We start from the raw sequence: 19,867 nt of genomic DNA, 5'->3' as shown, positions 1-19,867 counted from the left end.
TAGATAATAAATGTTTATGAAGAATATATTTATAAAACTGGCAAAAATCGCGGTTGTTTTCTTTGGTATATTAAATACAGGATGTGAAGATTTCTTGGACATTAATTCTTCAACCGCAACAGATGATACAATTGTGTTATCAAATACAAGTAATCTTGATAAGATACTAGTAGGCACTTATAATGGACTATTGATGGGGAATACTGTATATGCTTCAGACCGTGGTTTGGCTGGTCTGACAGGTATGATGCATTATTACCCACTAGCAGGAACAGATATTACTTCACTTAAGGGAATGGGTACAAGTGAGCATACGGCTTACACTTTTGCAGATAGTAGAACTCAAGCATCAGGATTTTATACGCAGTCGATATGGAGCCAATTTTATGATCATATAAATCGCTGTAATATAATTCTGGATGCACTTACTAGTGCAACAGGTCCTGATTCTGATAAAAAGGAGATAAGCGGCCAAGCAAAAGCCATTCGTGCAATCTCATATTTTAATCTTATTATGAATTATCAGAAGACCTATGCCGTAGGTAAGTCATTAAGAGGAGTTATTCTTAGGACTAGTTCTTCAGATCCTGATTCAATGCCTTTTTCAACAGTGGAGGATATCTATAATAGAATTGTAACAGATCTTAATGATGCAAAGATTGAGTTAAGGGACTATCAAACAAGTGAACCATGGCGCATTGATTATGAGGTCGTTTGTTCCTGGTTAGCACGTGTGTACTTGGTAATGGCTACAGACTGGTCTGAAGTATTTAACAATGCAAACGCAGCATATGAAAATCACAAGACTCTTTTAACTAAAGAGCAGTGGTGTGGTGGTTTCGATGACTTTATCGAGAATCAATATAATGAGTTTATTTGGGGATATCAAAATACAGAACTTTCAAATGCAGGAACTAGTACGCCGTTTAATATGTGGTTTAATCTTCCCCCATCAGCAGGTGAAAGTAATAATACTCAATATATTTATTCTTATATCACATATTTTGTAACTGATCAATGGCTTAAATTATTCGATGGTGATGAAACGGATTATCGTGCATCTCGATTGGATAAAACTGAAGATGTAAAAGATGAAGATATTCTTGATGTAAGTAATGACTACGCCAAGTATATGCTATGGCATCGTACAAATAACCCTGATAAAATGACTAAATCCAAATGGGCTTATAACAAGTTCTTACATTTAGGAGAACAAGGTGAAACGCGTGCAGATATTTGTCTTATTCGTAGTTCAGAGATGCTATTAATGATGGCAGAGGCAGCAGTGCATCTTGATAAAATACCAGAAGCATTAAATTATCTTCAGACACTTCAGAGTGCACGAAACGTAAGTAAAATTACAACAACTACTGATAAAGATGAACTTCTTGAAGCAATTTATATTGAGCGTAGAAAAGAACTCCTTGGAGAAACAGTTACAGGGATGTTTGATAATTTACGCCTTCAAAAGGATGTTATACGTGAGGGTGAATCCTTGGAAAATAACTATGCAGGTCACTTTAATGAAGGACTTCTTTATTGGGGTAGTAAAGCAGGTAATATTGCTACACTAAAAGCTAACGACTATCGTTATTTTTGTCAGATTCCTGATATAGAATTTACTCGAAATAAGGCAATTTCACAAGACGAACAGAATCCTATTTCTGGTAACTAATTTATTACTAATAGTATCTCTCTACTTCAAGTAGAGAGATACTATTAGTAAACTTTCTTAAACATTCACTCTGGATAAGTATATGTTTGAGACTGTTATCTGACATATTAGTCACATTACATTTTCTTAAATAATACATTAAAAATGTATGAGTCACTTTTATATCTGTATGGATGTTTATAAATCATAGCAACCGTAATATAATGAATACTCTTTTATATCATGGAGTAAGTTTAGTTAGTTGTTGCCATTTTTTGATAAGCGTAATGCTGAGTCAAAGAATAGTGATGGTATTTTAAACTATGTAATCTTGTGCATTATGGATAAATATTTGTATATGAATAAGAGACTTGTTTATGTTATTGTGTGTAATAAGGCTGTAGAAAGTTCCCAACGTTTAAAACCTCTGGCAACTTTTACACGTATTCAAACTATATAGGATGATTCAACTATGATTTTGCGACACTCATCAGGAGTTAAATCTGATTACAAGTTCTATAGAAATTAGTACTAATAATTATTGTTTTTTTAAAATGAAACTTAGGTATTTACATTGTGTTTTATTGTGGCTATTTAGTATAGCAGCATTTACGCAGCCAATTTATAGATTTAGCGTCAAAGTAGGTATTGACTCCGAATCAGTAGACTCATTAGGAGGTATCGACAAAGTTAAGCAGAACGTTGAATGTATGTTTAATCGTGTCAACAGAGCTTTTAATGACAATAATCAATTTCATGCTTTATATAATTTTGAGGTAGATTGGAATTCATTCTATGTATATGATGGTATTTCAACAAATGAGGTATATAAACCTCATCCTGAACATGACTATTTGGTTGTAATAGATGGCTACAAATCGAATCCTAAAGAAGTTGGAGGTGGATGGTATGGAGCAAATATTCAAACGATTTATCATGCAAGAATCCATAATGATAGATTTAATAACCCTTTTACAGAACAGGCTATTGATGGCATTATTCATGAGTTTGGACATAGTAGGGGTATGCCAGACATTTATGCAATGAAAGTGGATGCCGACAAGAACCCAATAGCGCCGATACCATATTATGGTACTCGATGTATAATGAATTATCCATATGGCGAAACTTTTTGGAGTAAGTATGCGATTAATATGATTAACTATGCTGAGGATAAGATTGTCGAGATTGATAATCTTGTCGTTGATATGCTCCCAAGATATCTTTCCTTTAAGATATTGGATCCTCAAGGGAATCCTGTTCAAGATGCCAACCTTTCATTCTATCCAGTAGATTGGTATTCTTATAGTGTAAATCCAGAGCCAATATATTCTATAATAACAAGGAATAAAGGAGAAGTGTATTTAGAAACGTCTAATATCTTTCCAAAATCGGAAGAGTTTGGTATTAAGTATTCGAATGTCTTTGTCAGTGCTACTTATGGTGCTATGGTAGCTTATGCTTGGTTACCACTGTATGAAATTGAAAATTCAACATTTGAAGGTAAAGAAACTCATGAAACTCTTCTATATTTAAAGAATGTAAAAGCTTTAAAATCACCAAATTCGGCTTCAAATGAAGGAGGAGATGTTTATGATGCTCCAAAGAACAGCACGTCAGAATCTAGATGGGAAATTTCTAAAGACGGGACAATTGAGTGGAATATAGTCAACAATCAGCTCCCTCATAATGACCATATTGAGATGTCTGGTGAGCAGATGGCTTGTGTGCTCCGGTGGGGTGTTGACGAAAACTGTGCTTTAACTACAGAGCGTTCATTAGTGTTTCCAATGCTGCGCAGACTTCCCAATAATACGCATGCTAGTTTAATGCACAGAATTGCTTTAGATGTGCCATCACTTATTAGTATAGATGGACTTGCTCTTAGAAATCCAAAGACAGAGTCTGTTTATATTGATGGTTTATTCCAGAGTAAGGAGACATTTTGTGTAGGAAAGCAGAATATTGGCTCAGGAAAGGGGACTTCACCAGTTCCTGCTATAACTCTTTCAAGGACAATTTTCCCTTCAATGAATAAACCATATTTATGTGAACGGTATGAAATAACTAGTATAAGGGAACGTGATCTTATTCTATATATTCCAGAGTTTTCTCAAGTATTTAAGACACTTGATTCTTTAGGAAAAGATGGAGTTTATATCATTGAAGCAAGAGTGCAAGGATCAGGTTCTTATGTATTAAGAAAAGGTGATTCCATTACCTTTGATGTTATCTTTTCCGGACGTAAAGCTTTTGAGCCCCAATATACCGTGGATGTTACAAGTGAGCTACAGGAACGTATAAATTTCATTAATAAAGATATTGATAGTTCTTTGGTTTTAGAGACACCTGACGCAATTATCAATACAATGTTCCGCTATGCAAAAATCCGCACAAGTGAAAGTATTTTTAAAACAGAAGGAGGGTATATGCATGCACCAGGAGGAGAATCATACTATGCAGCAATTTGGGCTAACGATCAGGCTGAGTATGTTAATCCTTTCTTCCCATATTTAGGATATTGGCGTGGTAACGAGTCGGCAATCAACTCTTTTCGTCATTTTAGTCGTTTTATAAACTCTGATTTTAATCCTATTCCAAGTTCAATCATAGCTGAAGGTACTGATGTCTGGGCTGGTGCTGGAGATAGAGGTGATGCTGCTATGGTTGCGTATGGAGCTTCCCGTTTTTCCCTTGCGTATGCAGATAAATCTATTGCACAGGAACTTTGGCCTTTGATAGAGTGGTGTCTTGAATATTGTGATAGAAAACTTAATATAGAAGGTGTGGTTATGTCTGATACAGATGAGTTAGAAGGACGATTTGAAGATGGCGATGCAAATCTATGTACTTCATCACTTTATTATGATGCATTACTATCTGCTGCTAATTTGGCGAGTGAACTTGGTATGTCTTCCTCTATTATTAAGGCATATCGCAGTAAAGCAGCAACGTTGAAAATCAATATTGAGAAGTATTTTGGCGCTACTGTTAGTGGGTTTAATACTTACAGATATTATGATGGTAATGAGATTCTTCGATCGTGGATTTGTATTCCATTAACAGTCGGAATCTTTGATCGTGCCGAAGCTACAGTGGAAGCTTTGTGTAGTCCGTTTCTTTGGAAAAAAGATGGCTTATTGACAGCTCAGGGTAGTACTACTTTTTGGGATCGTTCTACTTTATATGCTCTTAGAGGTATCTATGCCGCCGGTATGGCTGATATTGCTACAGAAAAATTGAAATATTATTCAGCGAGACGTCTTCTTGGTGATCATGTTCCATATGCTATAGAGGCATGGCCAGAAGGTTCTCAACGCCATCTTTCTGCAGAAAGTGGGCTTTATTGTCGAATTATAACAGAAGGCCTATTTGGTATGAAACCTACCGGTTTCCGTAGCTTCGATTTAACACCTTCTATGCCTACTTCGTGGGAAAGTATGAGTATTAAAAACATAAAAGCATTTAGTGATAATATAGATATAATAATTAATCGAACTAGTAGTAAAAAGTTGAAGGTTGTCATTAACTCTAAGAAAGGTCAGAAGAAATATGCCATAGAAGACGGCGAAAAAATAAGTGTTAAATTATAATTTGGTGAATATGAAGGGAAAAATTCCATATGTAAATTTGATAATATTTATCATTATCTTCATGTCTTCATGTCAAAAAGATAATAATTCTATTACACTATGTTCTCCTGACAAGAAGATTCAAATGGTACTTAGTGTACAAGATACTCTAACATACTCAGTTTATTACAACGGAAAATGTTTGGTTACGCCCTCTAAAATAGCCATAGTTTTAGGAAATGGGAAAACACTAGGTTATGGTATAAAAGACTATGAAGTGAAAAGAGGTACAGATTTCGAAGATATTGATACCCCTTTTTATCGTCAAAGGCATGTATCTTCTAAATGGAATTTTATGCGCATTGATTTTACAGATGGATGGTCTCTAAGTGTTAGAGCTTATGATGAAGGTGTTGCTTGGAGATTCGAGACTGCGTTTGAGGATTCAACTGTGATAAAAGATGAACTTGCACAATTCTTATTTCATGGTAATCCAAGAGCTTGGGTACCTTATTCTAAAGGAAAAGATTTGTTAGCAAATGCTTATCAGAGTGAATATACAAGCGAACAAGTAAGTGATTTTGGTTCCGGATCTTCATTAGCTCTCCTTCCCTTACTTGTAAAAATGGAAGATGAGACTAATATCCTTATATGTGAGTCTGATCTACGTTCTTATCCTGGAATGTTCCTTGAGGGAATTGTAGGGGGATATTCTGCTAAATTTGCCCATATGCCAGATAGTATGTATGTAACTCCAACTCGTAGTCAGATTAAAGTTGCTACACGTAAGGATGTAATAGCAAGAACAGAGGGTAAAAGAACTTATCCATGGAGAATAATCGCAATAGCAGAAAATGACATTGAGTTGCCAATAAATAATTTGGTGTATCAGTTGGCAGAACCAAGGAGATATAGTGATATTTCTTGGATTAAGCCAGGTCATGCTGCTTGGGAATGGTGGAACTCTTATGGACTTACAGATGTTAACTTCAAGCCAGGTGTTAATACAGCCACTTATAAGGAATATATTAACTTTGCTTCACGCTTTAATATACCTTATGTTGTTATCGATGAAGGATGGTCTGATAAAGATGATATAATGAAAATAAAGGATGAAGTTAATTTAAAAGAGTTAATCGAGTATGCGTCCCTTAAGAATGTGGGTTTAATAATATGGGCTGTAGCTAATGTTTTAGATGAAAAGTTAGAACAAGCGTGCAAATACTACTCTGAATTAGGAATTAAGGGTTTTAAAGTTGATTTTTTCGATAGAGATGATCAAGAGTGTGTTGATATGGTTTATCGCATTGCTGAATCCACAGGAAAACATCATTTGATACTTGATTTACACGGAATTTATAAGCCAACTGGTCTTAATAGGACGTTTCCACATATACTAAATTTTGAAGGTGTATTTGGATTGGAAGAATTGAAATGGCAAAATCCTAATATGCCTTTTTACGATGTAACTTTTCCGTTCATACGTCAAGTTGTTGGACCTGTTGATTACACACAGGGAGCATATATTAATGCATCAAAAGAGGGATTCAGAATTGATTATCATAAGCCGATGAGCCAAGGTACAAGAGCCCATCAGGTAGCATCATATATTGTTTACGATTCTCCTCTTGTGATGCTTTGTGACTCCCCTTCAAGATATTTATCTGATATCCCTTGTACCGAATATATAGCTTCAATACCAACTGTTTTTGATCATACTATAATTCTATATGGAAAAATTGGAGAATATATTGTTACTGCTCGCGAAAAAGAGGGTGTTTGGTATATCGGTGGAATAACAAATTGGGATGATAGGAAAATTACTATTTCATTGTCATTTTTGCAAGAGGGAAACAAATATTTGGTTTCAGAACTATCTGATTCTGACGACTCATCAAATTCACCAGAAAAATATACCATTAAACAATATGAAGTTGATAATACATCAGAGGTGGTATTAAATATGGCAATGGGAGGCGGTAGTGCTTTAATTATCAAGAAAAACAAATAACTTTAAAACTCTTTTATATGAAAACATTTACAAATATTGCAATTTTATTTTGTCTGTTAACTACAGCAATCTCTTGTAGTCGTACAGAAGGAGGAACTGTGTATCTCGAAAATTATCTGGAAGAAGGGCAAGCTCAAATTGATGCAATGCCAGCTATCCGTAAAGCATTAGAGTTTTGTCGTGAAACAAAGGCTGACTCTCTCGTTCTACCTGAGGGAGTATTAAAAATACTACCAGATTTTTCATATGAAAAATACCAATTTATAAGCAATAACACGGAAAGTCTTAAGCGTATAGCTTTTGATTTAGATGGAATGAATGATTTTAAAGTAGTTGGGAAAAATACTAAGTTACTGTTTACAGGTTTTATTTCACCTTTTAGTGCTGTTGGCTGCAAGAATGTAAGTTTTAAAGGTTTTTCTGTAGATTATACTCGTACCTTTCATTCAGAAGCAGAAATTTTAGCTGTAGGTGATGGCTATATGGATCTTCGTTTTCCGGAAGACTATAAGTATAATATTATTAACGGTTGCCTTTATTTTACAGACGATAAACGTAATAATTACCTTTTTTCTAGTTTACTAGAGTTTGATGCTAAAAGAAGGGAGCCCGCTTATTTAGCTTCGGATTATTGGCTATCAAAACAGACTATAGAAGCAAAACCTATAAAAGACCATGTTGTTCGAATTTTCCATAAGGATATAAAAGGAACTCCTGGGAATATCATGGTACTTGGCGCAACAGCACGCTATAATCCTGCATTCTTTATAAGCAATAGTGAAAATATCGGTATAAGAGATGTCACTCTATATCATTGTGGAGGTATGGGAGTAATTGCTCAAAGCAGTGAAGATATTGAACTTTTACGTTTGAAGGTTATCCCTGCTGAAGGTAGGATGATTTCCATCACAGCCGATGCAACCCATTTTGTAAACTGTAAGGGTTATATTAAAATGATTGATTGTATATTCCATAATCAAAAGGATGATGCTACCAATATTCATGGTTGGTATATGGCTGTAGATAAAATTGTATCTCCAACAGAATTGTATCTTAGATGGAGAAACTCAGGGCAATATGGTATAGACTTTCTTAACCCTGGTGATAGAATTGAATTTGTAGATAATACAACTCTTGAGATATTAGGGTATGGGACAGTTAAATCATCAAAGCTCCTTAATAAGCAATTTGCGAATATTACCCTTCATGATTCAATTCCTGAAAGATTAAAAGAAAAGATGGTTATTGCGGAAGATAACAGTTATCCAGACGTATTAATAAGTGGATGTAATATGCGTGGGAATAGAGCAAGAGGGTTACTCCTTGGTTCTAGAGGGAAAATTGTGATAGAGAACAACTATTTTTCTATACCAGGTGCAGCTATTTTGTTTGAAGGTGATGGTAATTATTGGTATGAACAATCAGGTGTAAGAGATGTAGTTATAAGAAATAATGTTTTCGAAAATGGGAACTTTGGATATCCTACGTGGGGGCGTGCTTGTATCGCAGTGGGTAGTGGGATTCCTAATAAAGAAGCTGGCGTTTATTATCATCAAAATATTCTAATAGAGAATAATACATTTAAGGTCTTTGATCCAAGAATCTTGAATTTATACAGTGTAGATGGATTGACCTTTAAGAATAATACTATTGAAAAAACTGATTATTACCCATATACTTTAGATGAGCAAAATCCTTTTGTTCAAAATTACTGTAAGAATATAAATATCAAATAATATGAGACGGATATCTTTTTTTATATTTATAAGCATTATAACTTTAATACTTAAAGCAGAAGTTAAACTTCCTGGGATTATAGGAAACAATATGGTGCTCCAACGAAACTCAGAAGTGAATCTTTGGGGATATGCAACTCCAAACAAAAACGTTGCAATAAAAACGTCTTGGAACCAGATGGAGTATAAGGTTAAGTCAGATTGTGATGGCAATTGGAAAGTTAAAGTTGCAACAAATGAAGCTAGTGGTCCGCAATCTATAACCTTTAACGATGGCGAGGAGTTGGTAATTGAAAATATACTTTTGGGAGAGGTGTGGATATGTGGAGGACAATCTAACATGGAAATGCCTGTATGTGGATTTATCAATCAGCCTGTAGAGAATTGTTTGGATTATGTAATGAATGCAAATGAATATCCTGACATAAGAATGTTTACTGTTCCGCGCAATTCTACGGATACACAGACATATGATTGTAAATCTGAGTGGCTTTGTTCTTCATCTGCATCTGTTGCTTCATTTAGTGCCACAGCTTATTTTTTCGGCCTTAACTTACATAGAATGCTTGGTGTTCCTGTAGGACTTGTAACGTCTAATTGGGGTGGATCAACAATTGAGACTTGGATGAATAAAGAATCTATTGATGGTATTAAAGGAATTGATAAAAAGGTACAAGCTAAATGGACAAGTGAAAATAGTGCCCCTCAAAAACTATTTAATGGAATGATTCTTCCGATAAGTAATTTTACAGCTAAAGGGTTTATATGGTATCAGGGGTGCTCCAATCGTTTAAATTGGTACGATTATAAGGATTTGCAAGTAGCTCTCATAAAATTATGGAGAAAAATTTGGGGGAATGACAGTATGCCTTTTTATATGACTCAACTTGCTCCGTATAGATATGAGGGAGATAATTTACGCTCTCTTCCACTTGTCATCGAAGCTCAATATCAGGCTGCATCGCAACTTGAAAACGTAGGTGTTGCTGCAACTACTGATCTAGGTCATCCGACGTGTATCCATCCTGCAAAGAAATTTGAAGTAGGTCAGCGATTGGCTATGTTGGCCCTCCGTAATGATTATGGTATTGAAGGACTACCTTTTTCTGCTCCAACATTTAAATCTATGGAGAAAAAGGATAATACACTTATTCTGTCATTTAATAACGTATCTGAACCAAATAAATTTAATGATCCTAATTCATTTGTAGGTTTTGATGAAGATAGTACATTACGGATGGGAGGATTCGAGGTTGCCGGGAAAGATCGTGTATTTTATGATGCCAAAGCTCGGATGAAGTGGTGGCAAAACAAGATTATTATTAGTTCTGATTCTGTTTCTGACCCAGTTGCAGTACGTTATGCTTTTAAGAATCACTGTCCTGAAGCAAATATAAAGACCAACTATGGTTTACCTTTAGCTCCATTCCGTACAGACAACTGGGTAATACCTGAAATAGAGATAGGTGAAATTAAATAGAAGATGCGAAAGATGCAGATAAAAGAATCTATTTTTCAATGTTGAATATGTATATTTATTAATATTTAAAACATTAAATAATTTAATATTATGAGGTTAAAAGTGTTATTTTTTTTCTTAATTCTTGCAGGTTCATTACGTGCAGATAATTTTCTTCTTTCTACAGAAAACACCTCAATGTTACTGACTGCTACAGTGGGAGATAAGCCAATGTATCAATATTATGGTGCGCGTATATCTGAAAATGAAATCCAGGATATATTTGATTCTGGGGTAGCTATGAATAAAGAGACTTATCCAGCCTTTGGCACAAATAAGACTGACAATGAAAAAGCAGTAGCTGTAATGCACAATGATGGGAATATGACACTTGATCTTTTTGTATCAAATGTACGGCGTTTTTCTGATAAAGATGGGAATATAGTGGAAATTACAATGAAAGATAGCATTTATCCCTTTATTATTAAACAGTTCTTTAAAGCTTATGAAGGAACAGATGTAATTACAACTTGGGTTGATATAGAGAATACTGGGAAAAAGTCTGTCACTTTATATCGTTTTGCATCAGCATTTCTTCCATTGCAACGCGGTGATAACTGGATGACACATTTTCATGGTTCTTGGGCTGCAGAGCATACTATGGAGGAAGAAAAATTAACAAATGGACAGAAGGTAATATCTAACAAAGACGGAATGTGTAATACTGAGCAAGATAATCCCTCTTTCCTTTTGTCAATGAATGGTAGGGCAACTGAAGAAAGTGGAGATGTGTTTGGTGGAACGTTAGCATGGACTGGTAACTATTTAATAAAGGTTATAGCGTCGAATACAACTCTTTCTGTAAGTGCTGGTATAAATGAAGAAACCTCATTTTACAAGCTTGAACGCGAGGAGATCTTTTCCACTCCTGAATTCTGTATGACATATAGTAAGTGTGGTAAAGGTGGTGTCAGCAGAGCTTTTCATAAGTGGGCACGTCAGTATAAACTATGGGGAGGAGATAAAAATCGTGATGTTCTACTTAATAGTTGGGAAGGGGTTTATTTCAGGGTAAACCAAAGTGGGATGGATAATATGATGAAAGAATTCTCTGCAATAGGTGGTGAACTTTTTGTAATGGATGATGGCTGGTTTGGAAATAAATACCCTCGTAATAACGATAAATCATCTCTTGGTGATTGGCAAGTTTGCAAGGAAAAACTTCCATTAGGGATAAATGGTCTTCTAGATTCTGCAAAAAAATATAATATAAAATTTGGCATTTGGATTGAACCTGAAAGTTCAAATACGAAGAGTGAGCTCTTTGAAAATAAACCTAAATGGATTCTCCGAGTAGAGAATCGTCCTGTATCAACAGGTCGTGGAGGAACACAGGTTATTCTTGACCTTTCCAATCCTGAAGTACAGGATTTTGTTTTTGGTGTTGTAGACTCATTAATGACACGTAATCCTGAAATTAAATATATGAAATGGGATGCAAACTGTTCCATTCAAGACTATGGTTCATTTTATCTACCTAGAGATAAGCAGTCACATATTTATATAGAATATCATCGTGGCTTACGTAAAGTTGTTGAAAGAATTCGTGCAAAATATCCAGATTTAGTTCTTCAGGCATGCGCAGGTGGTGGTGGTCGTGTTAACTATGGTTGGCTTCCTTATTTTAATGAATTTTGGACAAGTGATGACACTGATGCTTTGCAGCGTATATATCTTCAGTGGGGTGTTTCAACATTCTATCCAGCTGTGGCAATGGCTTCACATGTTAGTGCAACTAAAAATCATCAAACAGGACGACAAATACCTTTGAAATTCCGTTTTGATGTGGCAATGTCAGGACGCTTGGGTATGGAAATACAACCAAAAGATATGACTCAAGTTGAAAAGGCATTTGCTAAACGTGCTATTATGGCATATAAGAGTGTTCGTAGAATAGTTCAGTTTGGAGATTTATATCGCCTAGTATCCCCTTATGATAATAAAGGGTTAGCTTCTCTTATGTATGTGAACTCTGAAGAGAGTGAAGCTGTTTTCTATGCATATAAGACAGAACATTTTATTAATTCAATAATACCTGTAGTGAAGTTATCTGGTCTTTGTGCTGAAAAAAATTATAGAGTTAAAGATTTAACTCCGGAAAACGAAGAAAAACCTTGCGCATTAGATGGTAAAGTATTCAGTGGTAGAGTTCTTATGGAAAATGGTTTAGCAATGAAAAGCCTATTAAGAAAAGAGTATTCTAGTGTTGCTTTACATCTTGAGGAAGTTTGATCTTTTTGGCATTTGACCATTGTCTTAGTGTACAATATTATACTATTTGGTTTTGAAAAGAATAAGGATACCGGATAATTTAGGGATATTCGGGCGTGTAAATTAAACTGTGTCAGCGCTCTCGCTTTCCTTTTAAAATATTCAGTTTTTTCGCTTTCCTATCTCAATGGGTAATGAGAAACCTGAGTTTTGTTGGTAAAAACGGTTAGGGGTCAATCCCCTAATCGTTTTTGGTTTCAATGGTACAAAGTATCACCATCGTTTTGTTGGTCTGACAAAACTAATAAATAAAGTTGATATAATGTATTTTGTCTAAAACAATTTGAACCTGTCCGGGTATAATATAGCCAGTTGCTGTGCTGTCTTCCCCCAGTTAGGCAGTGGCATGGTCCACTTCTTACGTATGTTCCGGTAAGCCAGATAGACTAACTTTTCCAAAGCTGTATCGCTGGTAAATACACCTTTATTTTTGGTTACTTTCCTGATTTGACGATGATACCCCTCTACAGTATTAGTGGTGTAAATCATCTTTCTAATGTCGTCTGAATACTGGAAGTAAGCAGATAGCTTGTCCCAGTTATCTCGCCAGGATTTAATAACAATAGGATAGTCTTCTCCCCATTTAAGTTCCAGATTATCCAATTCCACTTCGGCTTGTTCCTTGCTTACAGCCTAATAAACAAGTTTAAGGTCTTTCATGAATTTCTTTTGATTCTTACTGGCCACATACTTAATGGAGTTGCGAATCTAGTGAACAATACAAGTCTGGACAGTTGTTTCAGGAAAAAACACTTCTAATGGCATCCGAAAAACCTGTCAGGTTATCCGTACAAGCAATAATAATGTCTTTTACGCCACGGGATTGTATGTCGCTCAAACAAGAGAGCCAAAAGTTGGCGCCTTCGCTTTTAGAGATATACATCCCTAATAAATCTTTATATCCATCAGGGTTAATACCGATGATATTGTAAATAGCCCGCGTTACAGGGCGATTCTTTTCATCCATTACTTTGTAATGAATAGCATCCATCCAGACAATAGCATATACATTTTCCAAAGGCCGGCTGCGCCAGGCCTGAATTTCTGGAAGAACGCGATCGGTGATGGAGCTGATGGTCTCGGCGGATACGCGATTACCAAGGTTCTCCTCCATCCAGTCGCTAATCTCACGGGTACTATTACCCAAAGCATATAAACCGATTATGCGGTCAGCAACACCGTCAGCTAAAATCCGTTCGCGCTTCTTAATAAACTCCGGCTCAAAAGTAGAGTCACGATCACGGGGAGTATGAACGGTAACTTCCCCAAGAGGTGTTTGAACCTGTTTAGGGGTATAACCATTACGACGATTACCAAGAGAACGTTCATGATCGTCCATGTGCACATCCATTTCGCCTTCAAGGGCAGCATTGAGGATGCGTTCCAATAACGGAGCAAAAGCACCGTCTTTGCCTAACAAGGATTTACCATACTTAAGCTGTTCCAAAGCCTTGTTCTTGATCTCTTCAAAATTGAAATCTTTGCTCATAAAAAAACTGTGTTAGTAAAGATTATAATTTTATTCGTTACTGACACAGTTTAAATTACAGTCTCGGATATTCAGTAAATGTTCCTACAAAATACAATGGCATATGAAGATGATAGAGGATGCTCACTTCATATGCCATTTTTATTGTTATTTTTCTGTATTTTCCCTATACTCTTATCTGTTAAGACATGGCGTTGCGGAAGAAGTCTGCTGACCTCTTCTGCTTCTTTCAGTAAACTCATATCATGCTGCTTTCACCGTCCTGTTTTTGATCTTGGCAATCATCTGTATGGCATGCCGTATGTATTCCGAAGAAAATCCACAGAGTTTCCGTCTTCCTGTTCCTGGCCTTTATCCTTGAAAGCGAGTAATGCTGCTTTTGAGTACCGAAGCTTTATTATCCGTTTTTATGTCCTTTTTTTACATCCGGCATTTATCCAACCTGCACCCTCAGCACAATGGACTGAGGAGCTATATCCAGCCATGCATTCTTTATCTTGCTTGCCCCGAGAATTTTAGCACTCTTCCGGTATGCGTCCAGAAAATCGGTCTGCTTTATTCGATAAGGATATACACAACCTGGAATTATAGGAAAAGGCCGGGGCATCTTAAAACCCTCGTATTCATGGGCGGTCATCATGAAGGCGTCGGCATCCATGATATCCTTCACCGGGTCAGCATCATAGGCACTGTAGTCAAATCCCCGGTGGAAGAACATGGCGGTCATATTTCCGATTGTGCATAGCTCGAACCTAACCCTGTCCTTACCGATCACATTGTCCAGATATGCTTGCACCGATGATTCGACCGCATCCTTGTCCATTACTTGCAGGTCATACACTTTACCTGCTATAAATACTTTCTTACCCAATTGTAGGGTACTATTTGTACTTTTCTTTGTCATAAAACTATGTTATTTAATAAATTTATATTATCCAGCGGGAACACACCATTCCGTCATATAACCATTATATTTGTCATTTCCGGAATGTATCGTTTCCCTACGCCGTATTTCAGTTGATCCAATCCACTACAGTATCTCCCTTATAACCTTTTTCCCAAACAAACCAGGCATAGGCGATAGCATTCCCGTTTGCCTGGGCTGCTGTAAAATCTCCACCTTTGGCTACAACGGCACGGGAAGAAAAGACGTGGATTTTCAATGGGGGATTGGTCTGAAAGAACGGTTTACGTCTTTTTCCCTCCAAGAATGTCAGCTTCAGGAACATGGCTATCTTTGTTCCTTCTCCCGATATATCCAGGGCTTTCTCTATAAATTCCAGGACTATCTTATAAGGAGGGTTGGTAATGACAGCTCCATAAGGGTTTCCGGTGGCTTTCAGGAAATCAACGCCACCGGTACCATAACCACGATTTATCAAGTCAGTGGAATGAACCTTTTTGCCAAGTTCTATCATCCTTTTAGACAGGTGTCCCATTCCACAAGCTGGTTCCCATATCGTATCAGGAAACTTCTCCACCTCGAATAATCTGTCTATGGCTTCAGGGAATGTAGCATAAAAATCATGTTCCTCCCTTGTTGTATCGGAGTGGTTGGATGCTCCGATTGTGGTATATATTGTACTTTTCATTGTTAACCCATTGTGTTTGTTGTTATTATCTATGCTGCAATTTTACCTCCCCATTGATCAGCCATCGCATCTGCTATCCCAGGAAAAGTCTTGCTTCTCAGTTTTCTTCTTTCTTCAGGCGATACACCCGAGAAGAATATATCAGTGAACCATTTAGGGGATTTGTTACCACTCTTTGCAGTATAGACCTCACCTTTCCCCACTATATTTGTCGGTACCAAGAGAGATAAATTTTTCAACCATAAACAAGTTTTCTTACTAGCTTCATGACCAAACTGCCAAGGCTCTATAATCTGGTCAGGTTTCCTCCATCGGCTACTCATTATACCTACCGGATTTTCAATAGCCAGCTTGTTCACTCCTATCTTTGAAACATCCATGAAGAACTGGACTGCCTCTTCACGGTCTTTGGCTCTGTCAGGGAACTTGGGGTGTGGTCTTCTCTGTTCTATCGGAAGGTTTTTATCGTCAGGGTGATAATACCATCTTGCACCTGAGACAGCCAAGAATGTACAAGGTGGATGGGCTATAACCAAATCCCAATTACCGTCAAGAAAGTATTTAGTGCCATTCTCCAAAGTTCCACCTCTATTGGCTATTACATCAAACATATCCCCCTTAAAATGATACTCCGGATATCCACCGCTGCATTCCTGAAGATCACAACTGAAAGCCTTATGACCCAGTTTTCTGAAAGCCAAACAAACAGCCTGACTCTCTTCACATGCTACCAATACATTCATAAGGATTAGAAGATTATCTGCATTAAAATCCGGTCCGAATAAGTTCTCAGGCCGATATACTCAATTTGCTGCTCACCTGCCCCTACATATAACAGCATTTTATAAAGCCTGATGAACGCTGTGATGTCGGTATAGAAGTTCTTCCCGGCAAAATTCAAGGGATATATCATAGGGTAGCCCCCAACGGTCTGTGGCTGGAATGCTCCAATTCCCAGGCCTGTGATGAGTGCCATATCAGCATCGTAAATTATATGCTTATTAGGGTCGCAGAGGAAATCCCTGACAAAGAAGAAACGGACTTCCTTCTCACTCAGCTTCTTGACCCGGAACTGTGCCATTCCGGAAGTGTTCTCGTCTAATGATTCCTGTACCCGTGATTCGATTTCCTCAATACTCATATCGGTGTTCAGAATCTCACCGTTCGCTATAAAATAATTCTTCATAGTTCTTTAGATTTAGTTTTTTGTGATTTAATAGATAATGTTATGTCCCATTCCTTTTTCAGATAAGAGACAAGACCGGAATAGACATCAATCCTTCTCCTTTCCCTCGGCATGATTGACAAGGCCTCCTGCAAAGTTAGATTAATGCAGAGACCGGTTTTAAAAGCGTCTCCATATTTCTGTCGGAGCGCTTCAATGTCTCTTTGGTATTTTTCAGGGATAGGTTCGGATGATACCGCTTTTTCGGTGACATCAGGTGCGGTAAAAGTATCCTGACGATTGGGCATAGGCTCCCGCTCAAGTCCCAATAGCTGATTTATGAACTCTTTAAACATAGGGTTTATGCTATTTTATTATTCAGTTATTAGGTTCTGGCAGGCTGTGAATGGTGTTTTAGCGATTTGGAAGAGAAAAAAAATAAGAAGAGCGCCGTCTATTTCCCCGGTAATTCCCTTTGCCTTTTCCCGGCTATGGCAATTTATATTCAGGTATTTTTTCGGCGCCCTTCATTGTGAGTATTTGTTTCTTCGGTAATAAGGCTTTGGGAGGATGCTGGACGTTGGGCAATTATACCTCATATATATAATAGCGCTCCAAATATGAAAAACGCGCGCTATTTCCAGTCATGCCCTAATCTGTGTAATAAGGGCATGTTCCAGTGAGCATGTCCTATCGATTAATCAAACTAATTTTTTTTAAACAATGAAGACTAACAAGAAAGAAATCGTGAGGAAATCAGAACTCCTCGCACAGATCAGAGCCGACCTCAAGGCATGGGAGGAGGCGGAACCCGACTTTGACGACAACTACTTCGACGAGTCGGACGTGATATCATACTATGAGTTCCTGGTCAATAAGTACCGGGACGAGTGGGTCATAATCGACGATACCAGGGAAGGAGGCGGCGATGAGGGAGCTGTTTGACATCACTCCCCATTCCACGGGCCCCGGTTTCAGGATGAGGCTCAAGACCGGGGAGATAGATGTTCCCGATGGGCGTGGCGGATACATCGTCAGCTCGGGGATGGGTTCGGGAAAGACCGAGAGCATCAAGAGCCTGATCCGTCACAAACATGATGAGGGTATTCTATATTGTGTCGATACCAAAGACGAGCTGGAAAAGATGTTCGGCTGGATAGTGGAGAACCTTGTGGTGGAAGGGGTATTGAGGATGGAGGATGTGATGATCATATCCAGTGACCCCGGGAGAGCCGATTTCCTGGGGCAATACAGGGACAACCCCGGAGTGCTCATGGAAAAGAAGGTGATTCTGATAACTCATGTACGCTTCTGGACAGACCTGATAAACCATTTCCTCATCTATAAGCCACAGAAGGAGGTGGCACCGTTCGACGGTGACTTCAGGACGTTGATGGGAAGGGATGACCTGAGGGGATATGTCATATTCGACGAGACGCCGACCTTCATCAATCCCTTTGTGGAGTTCGACAGGAGCATGCTGGGGATATTCGGAAAGACCGATGAGAACGGCAATATCGTCTGCAAGCCCCCTGAAGAGCTGGGCCGGTATTATGACCTTTTCATCAGGGGCGGAAAGAACGACCTCTTCAACCAAGCCTACAGGATCAACCGTATGAAGCGTGACGTGGTGCTGGGGCTCATTCCAAAGTATTATGGTTCATGGGTGATGTCCGATACCGACAAGGTAGGCATTACATTCTACCCGGTTGACCTCTGTCCCGGGGGCATGACAATCTCCACGCATATCCTCATCTTCGAGGGGGCGGGCAATATCCTTTTCAGAGGCTCCACCCGCTTCACCCTTCTGGATACGGAGAGCAAGTACAACACCGTAACGGATTTCAGGAGGATGGATTTCGGACTGTCCAGAAAGTGTTTTGATGAGGCGGGGTTCGGCACATTCGTAAAGAGGATAGGCAGGCTGATAGACAAACCTTCCTTGATTGTATGCTGGAAGGATATAAACGGTGACGATGACGGCCCGGGAAAATCCGGATATGCGGAACGTTTCAGGAGGTTACTGGTTGCCGAAGGTGTCGATCCCGGGTTGTTCACCGTCACCTATTATGGAGCGACCGACAACAAGAGCACCAACTCATACAGGGATGTTGAACAGATTCTCCTGTGTGGTGACTGGAACCTTCCGAACACCGAATCGGCAAAGATCCGGAGGGCCTATGGTACCTCCACTGACCCGCACAGTCAGAAGGACTGGTATTTCTCACAGCTCATAACGAGGATAGGCATCAGGAAGCATATCGAGGGTGAGGTATATACGGTCTGGCATACTGATGATTTTGATGAAAGGTTCATAGAGAGAATGGACGCCTACTTCAATGAGAACAGGGTCATAGGCAAGGCTTCCGTTTCTCATAATGACTGGGAAAAGAGGCTGGACGGGATGAAGATCAGAAGCAACATTAAAGAGGAGATCAGACTGTTGGCCAGGTATGACAAGGATATGCAGAGGGCTATAACTGTAGCTAACACTTGAAAAGGGACCCGGGTAGCATTTGAAACGTGCCCCACCCATGGGTATGTTTAACCGAACAAAATTGGTATATTCATAAAAACCAATGGCGTTCATAATATGTACCACATGGAAGAAAGAGATTCCATAATTCTCGCCTATAGGCGTGACGGATTGAGCATCCGTGAGATCGCCCGTCGTAACGGCATGAGCCGCAAGACTGTACGCAAGTATCTCCGGGCTTTCGAACAAGCGGTCGGTGACAACCCCGATGCGGAAGCAATGGACACGTACCTGCAGCAGCCGGTGCGCTATGACAGCAGCAAACGTGTCCGCAGAGTGATGAACCAGCAGGTGATGGAGGCGATAGACGGCTTCATGGCCC

14 protein-coding genes and 2 pseudogenes are annotated in these 19,867 nt (G+C 38.4%); 9 read left to right on the top strand and 7 right to left on the bottom strand.

The genetic code is table 11. The annotated features are described in order from the left end of the window. Nucleotides 1–16 precede the first annotated feature (16 nt). The 6 genes from CSD97_RS17685 to CSD97_RS17660 all read left to right on the top strand — a co-directional run bounded on the left by CSD97_RS17685 (nt 17) and on the right by CSD97_RS17660 (nt 12,724). Nucleotides 17–1,675 (top strand): RagB/SusD family nutrient uptake outer membrane protein, encoded by a 1,659-nt coding sequence (locus CSD97_RS17685; RefSeq protein WP_070100934.1) that lies wholly within the window; start codon nt 17–19, stop codon nt 1,673–1,675. 533 nt (nt 1,676–2,208) lie between these two features. Next, the gene (locus CSD97_RS17680) at nt 2,209–5,247 is read left to right on the top strand and encodes a hypothetical protein (RefSeq protein ID WP_244074099.1); all 3,039 of its coding nucleotides are present in this window, start codon (nt 2,209–2,211) and stop codon (nt 5,245–5,247) included. Nucleotides 5,248–5,257: 10 nt separating this feature from the next. After that, nucleotides 5,258–7,237 carry a glycoside hydrolase family 97 protein gene (locus tag CSD97_RS17675; RefSeq protein ID WP_057088619.1) on the top strand — a complete coding sequence of 660 codons (1,980 nt, stop codon included), beginning with the start codon at nt 5,258–5,260 and terminating at the stop codon, nt 7,235–7,237. Between the two features lie 17 nt (nt 7,238–7,254). Further along, complete coding sequence (locus CSD97_RS17670) at nt 7,255–8,973, top strand: right-handed parallel beta-helix repeat-containing protein (protein ID WP_057088430.1); 1,719 nt, start codon at nt 7,255–7,257, stop codon at nt 8,971–8,973. Between the two features lies 1 nt (nt 8,974). Continuing rightward, entirely contained in the window at nt 8,975–10,453 is a 1,479-nt protein-coding gene (locus tag CSD97_RS17665; protein WP_057088432.1) for a sialate O-acetylesterase, read from the top strand. Nucleotides 10,454–10,543: 90 nt separating this feature from the next. After that, nucleotides 10,544–12,724: an alpha-galactosidase gene (locus tag CSD97_RS17660; protein WP_057088434.1), complete on the top strand. Its 2,181-nt coding sequence runs from the start codon at nt 10,544–10,546 to the stop codon at nt 12,722–12,724. 312 nt (nt 12,725–13,036) lie between these two features. On the opposite strand, the pseudogene CSD97_RS17655 reads toward CSD97_RS17660, so the two are convergent. The 7 genes and pseudogenes from CSD97_RS17655 to CSD97_RS17625 all read right to left on the bottom strand — a co-directional run bounded on the left by CSD97_RS17655 (nt 13,037) and on the right by CSD97_RS17625 (nt 17,365). Then, nucleotides 13,037–14,252 (bottom strand): annotated as a pseudogene (locus CSD97_RS17655) (IS256 family transposase). 243 nt (nt 14,253–14,495) lie between these two features. Next, nucleotides 14,496–14,646: pseudogene (locus tag CSD97_RS17650) on the bottom strand (DDE transposase); the annotation flags it as partial. A gap of 39 nt (nt 14,647–14,685) precedes the next feature. Next, the gene (locus tag CSD97_RS17645; RefSeq protein ID WP_057088436.1) at nt 14,686–15,156 is read right to left on the bottom strand and encodes a hypothetical protein; all 471 of its coding nucleotides are present in this window, start codon (nt 15,154–15,156) and stop codon (nt 14,686–14,688) included. A 109-nt stretch (nt 15,157–15,265) separates the two neighbouring features. Further along, nucleotides 15,266–15,844 carry a hypothetical protein gene (locus CSD97_RS17640; RefSeq protein WP_057088438.1) on the bottom strand — a complete coding sequence of 193 codons (579 nt, stop codon included), beginning with the start codon at nt 15,842–15,844 and terminating at the stop codon, nt 15,266–15,268. A gap of 29 nt (nt 15,845–15,873) precedes the next feature. Continuing rightward, complete coding sequence (locus CSD97_RS17635; RefSeq protein WP_098032831.1) at nt 15,874–16,587, bottom strand: hypothetical protein; 714 nt, start codon at nt 16,585–16,587, stop codon at nt 15,874–15,876. Between the two features lie 5 nt (nt 16,588–16,592). Next, nucleotides 16,593–17,030 carry a hypothetical protein gene (locus CSD97_RS17630; protein WP_057088442.1) on the bottom strand — a complete coding sequence of 146 codons (438 nt, stop codon included), beginning with the start codon at nt 17,028–17,030 and terminating at the stop codon, nt 16,593–16,595. Then, nucleotides 17,027–17,365 (bottom strand): hypothetical protein, encoded by a 339-nt coding sequence (locus CSD97_RS17625; RefSeq protein ID WP_057088444.1) that lies wholly within the window; start codon nt 17,363–17,365, stop codon nt 17,027–17,029. Before CSD97_RS17625 ends, CSD97_RS17630 begins: the two co-directional genes overlap by 4 nt. Before the next feature lie 367 nt (nt 17,366–17,732). Between CSD97_RS17625 and CSD97_RS17620 the strand changes: the two genes are divergently transcribed. The 3 genes from CSD97_RS17620 to CSD97_RS17610 form a co-directional block, all read left to right on the top strand. Further along, nucleotides 17,733–17,954, top strand: a complete 222-nt coding sequence (locus CSD97_RS17620; protein ID WP_098032830.1) for a hypothetical protein — start codon at nt 17,733–17,735, stop codon at nt 17,952–17,954. Next, entirely contained in the window at nt 17,938–19,506 is a 1,569-nt protein-coding gene (locus tag CSD97_RS17615; protein ID WP_244284055.1) for a hypothetical protein, read from the top strand. Before CSD97_RS17620 ends, CSD97_RS17615 begins: the two co-directional genes overlap by 17 nt. A 105-nt stretch (nt 19,507–19,611) precedes the next feature. Then, nucleotides 19,612–19,867, top strand: a 256-nt coding sequence (locus CSD97_RS17610; protein ID WP_143272441.1) for a helix-turn-helix domain-containing protein, incomplete at its 3' end; no start/stop codon positions are given.

Origin of the sequence: Bacteroides sp. AR29, assembly GCF_900217715.1 — a bacterium.
GTDB classification, from domain to species: Bacteria; Bacteroidota; Bacteroidia; order Bacteroidales; family Bacteroidaceae; genus Bacteroides; species Bacteroides uniformis.
This window is presented reverse-complemented; position numbering and strand designations above follow the sequence as displayed.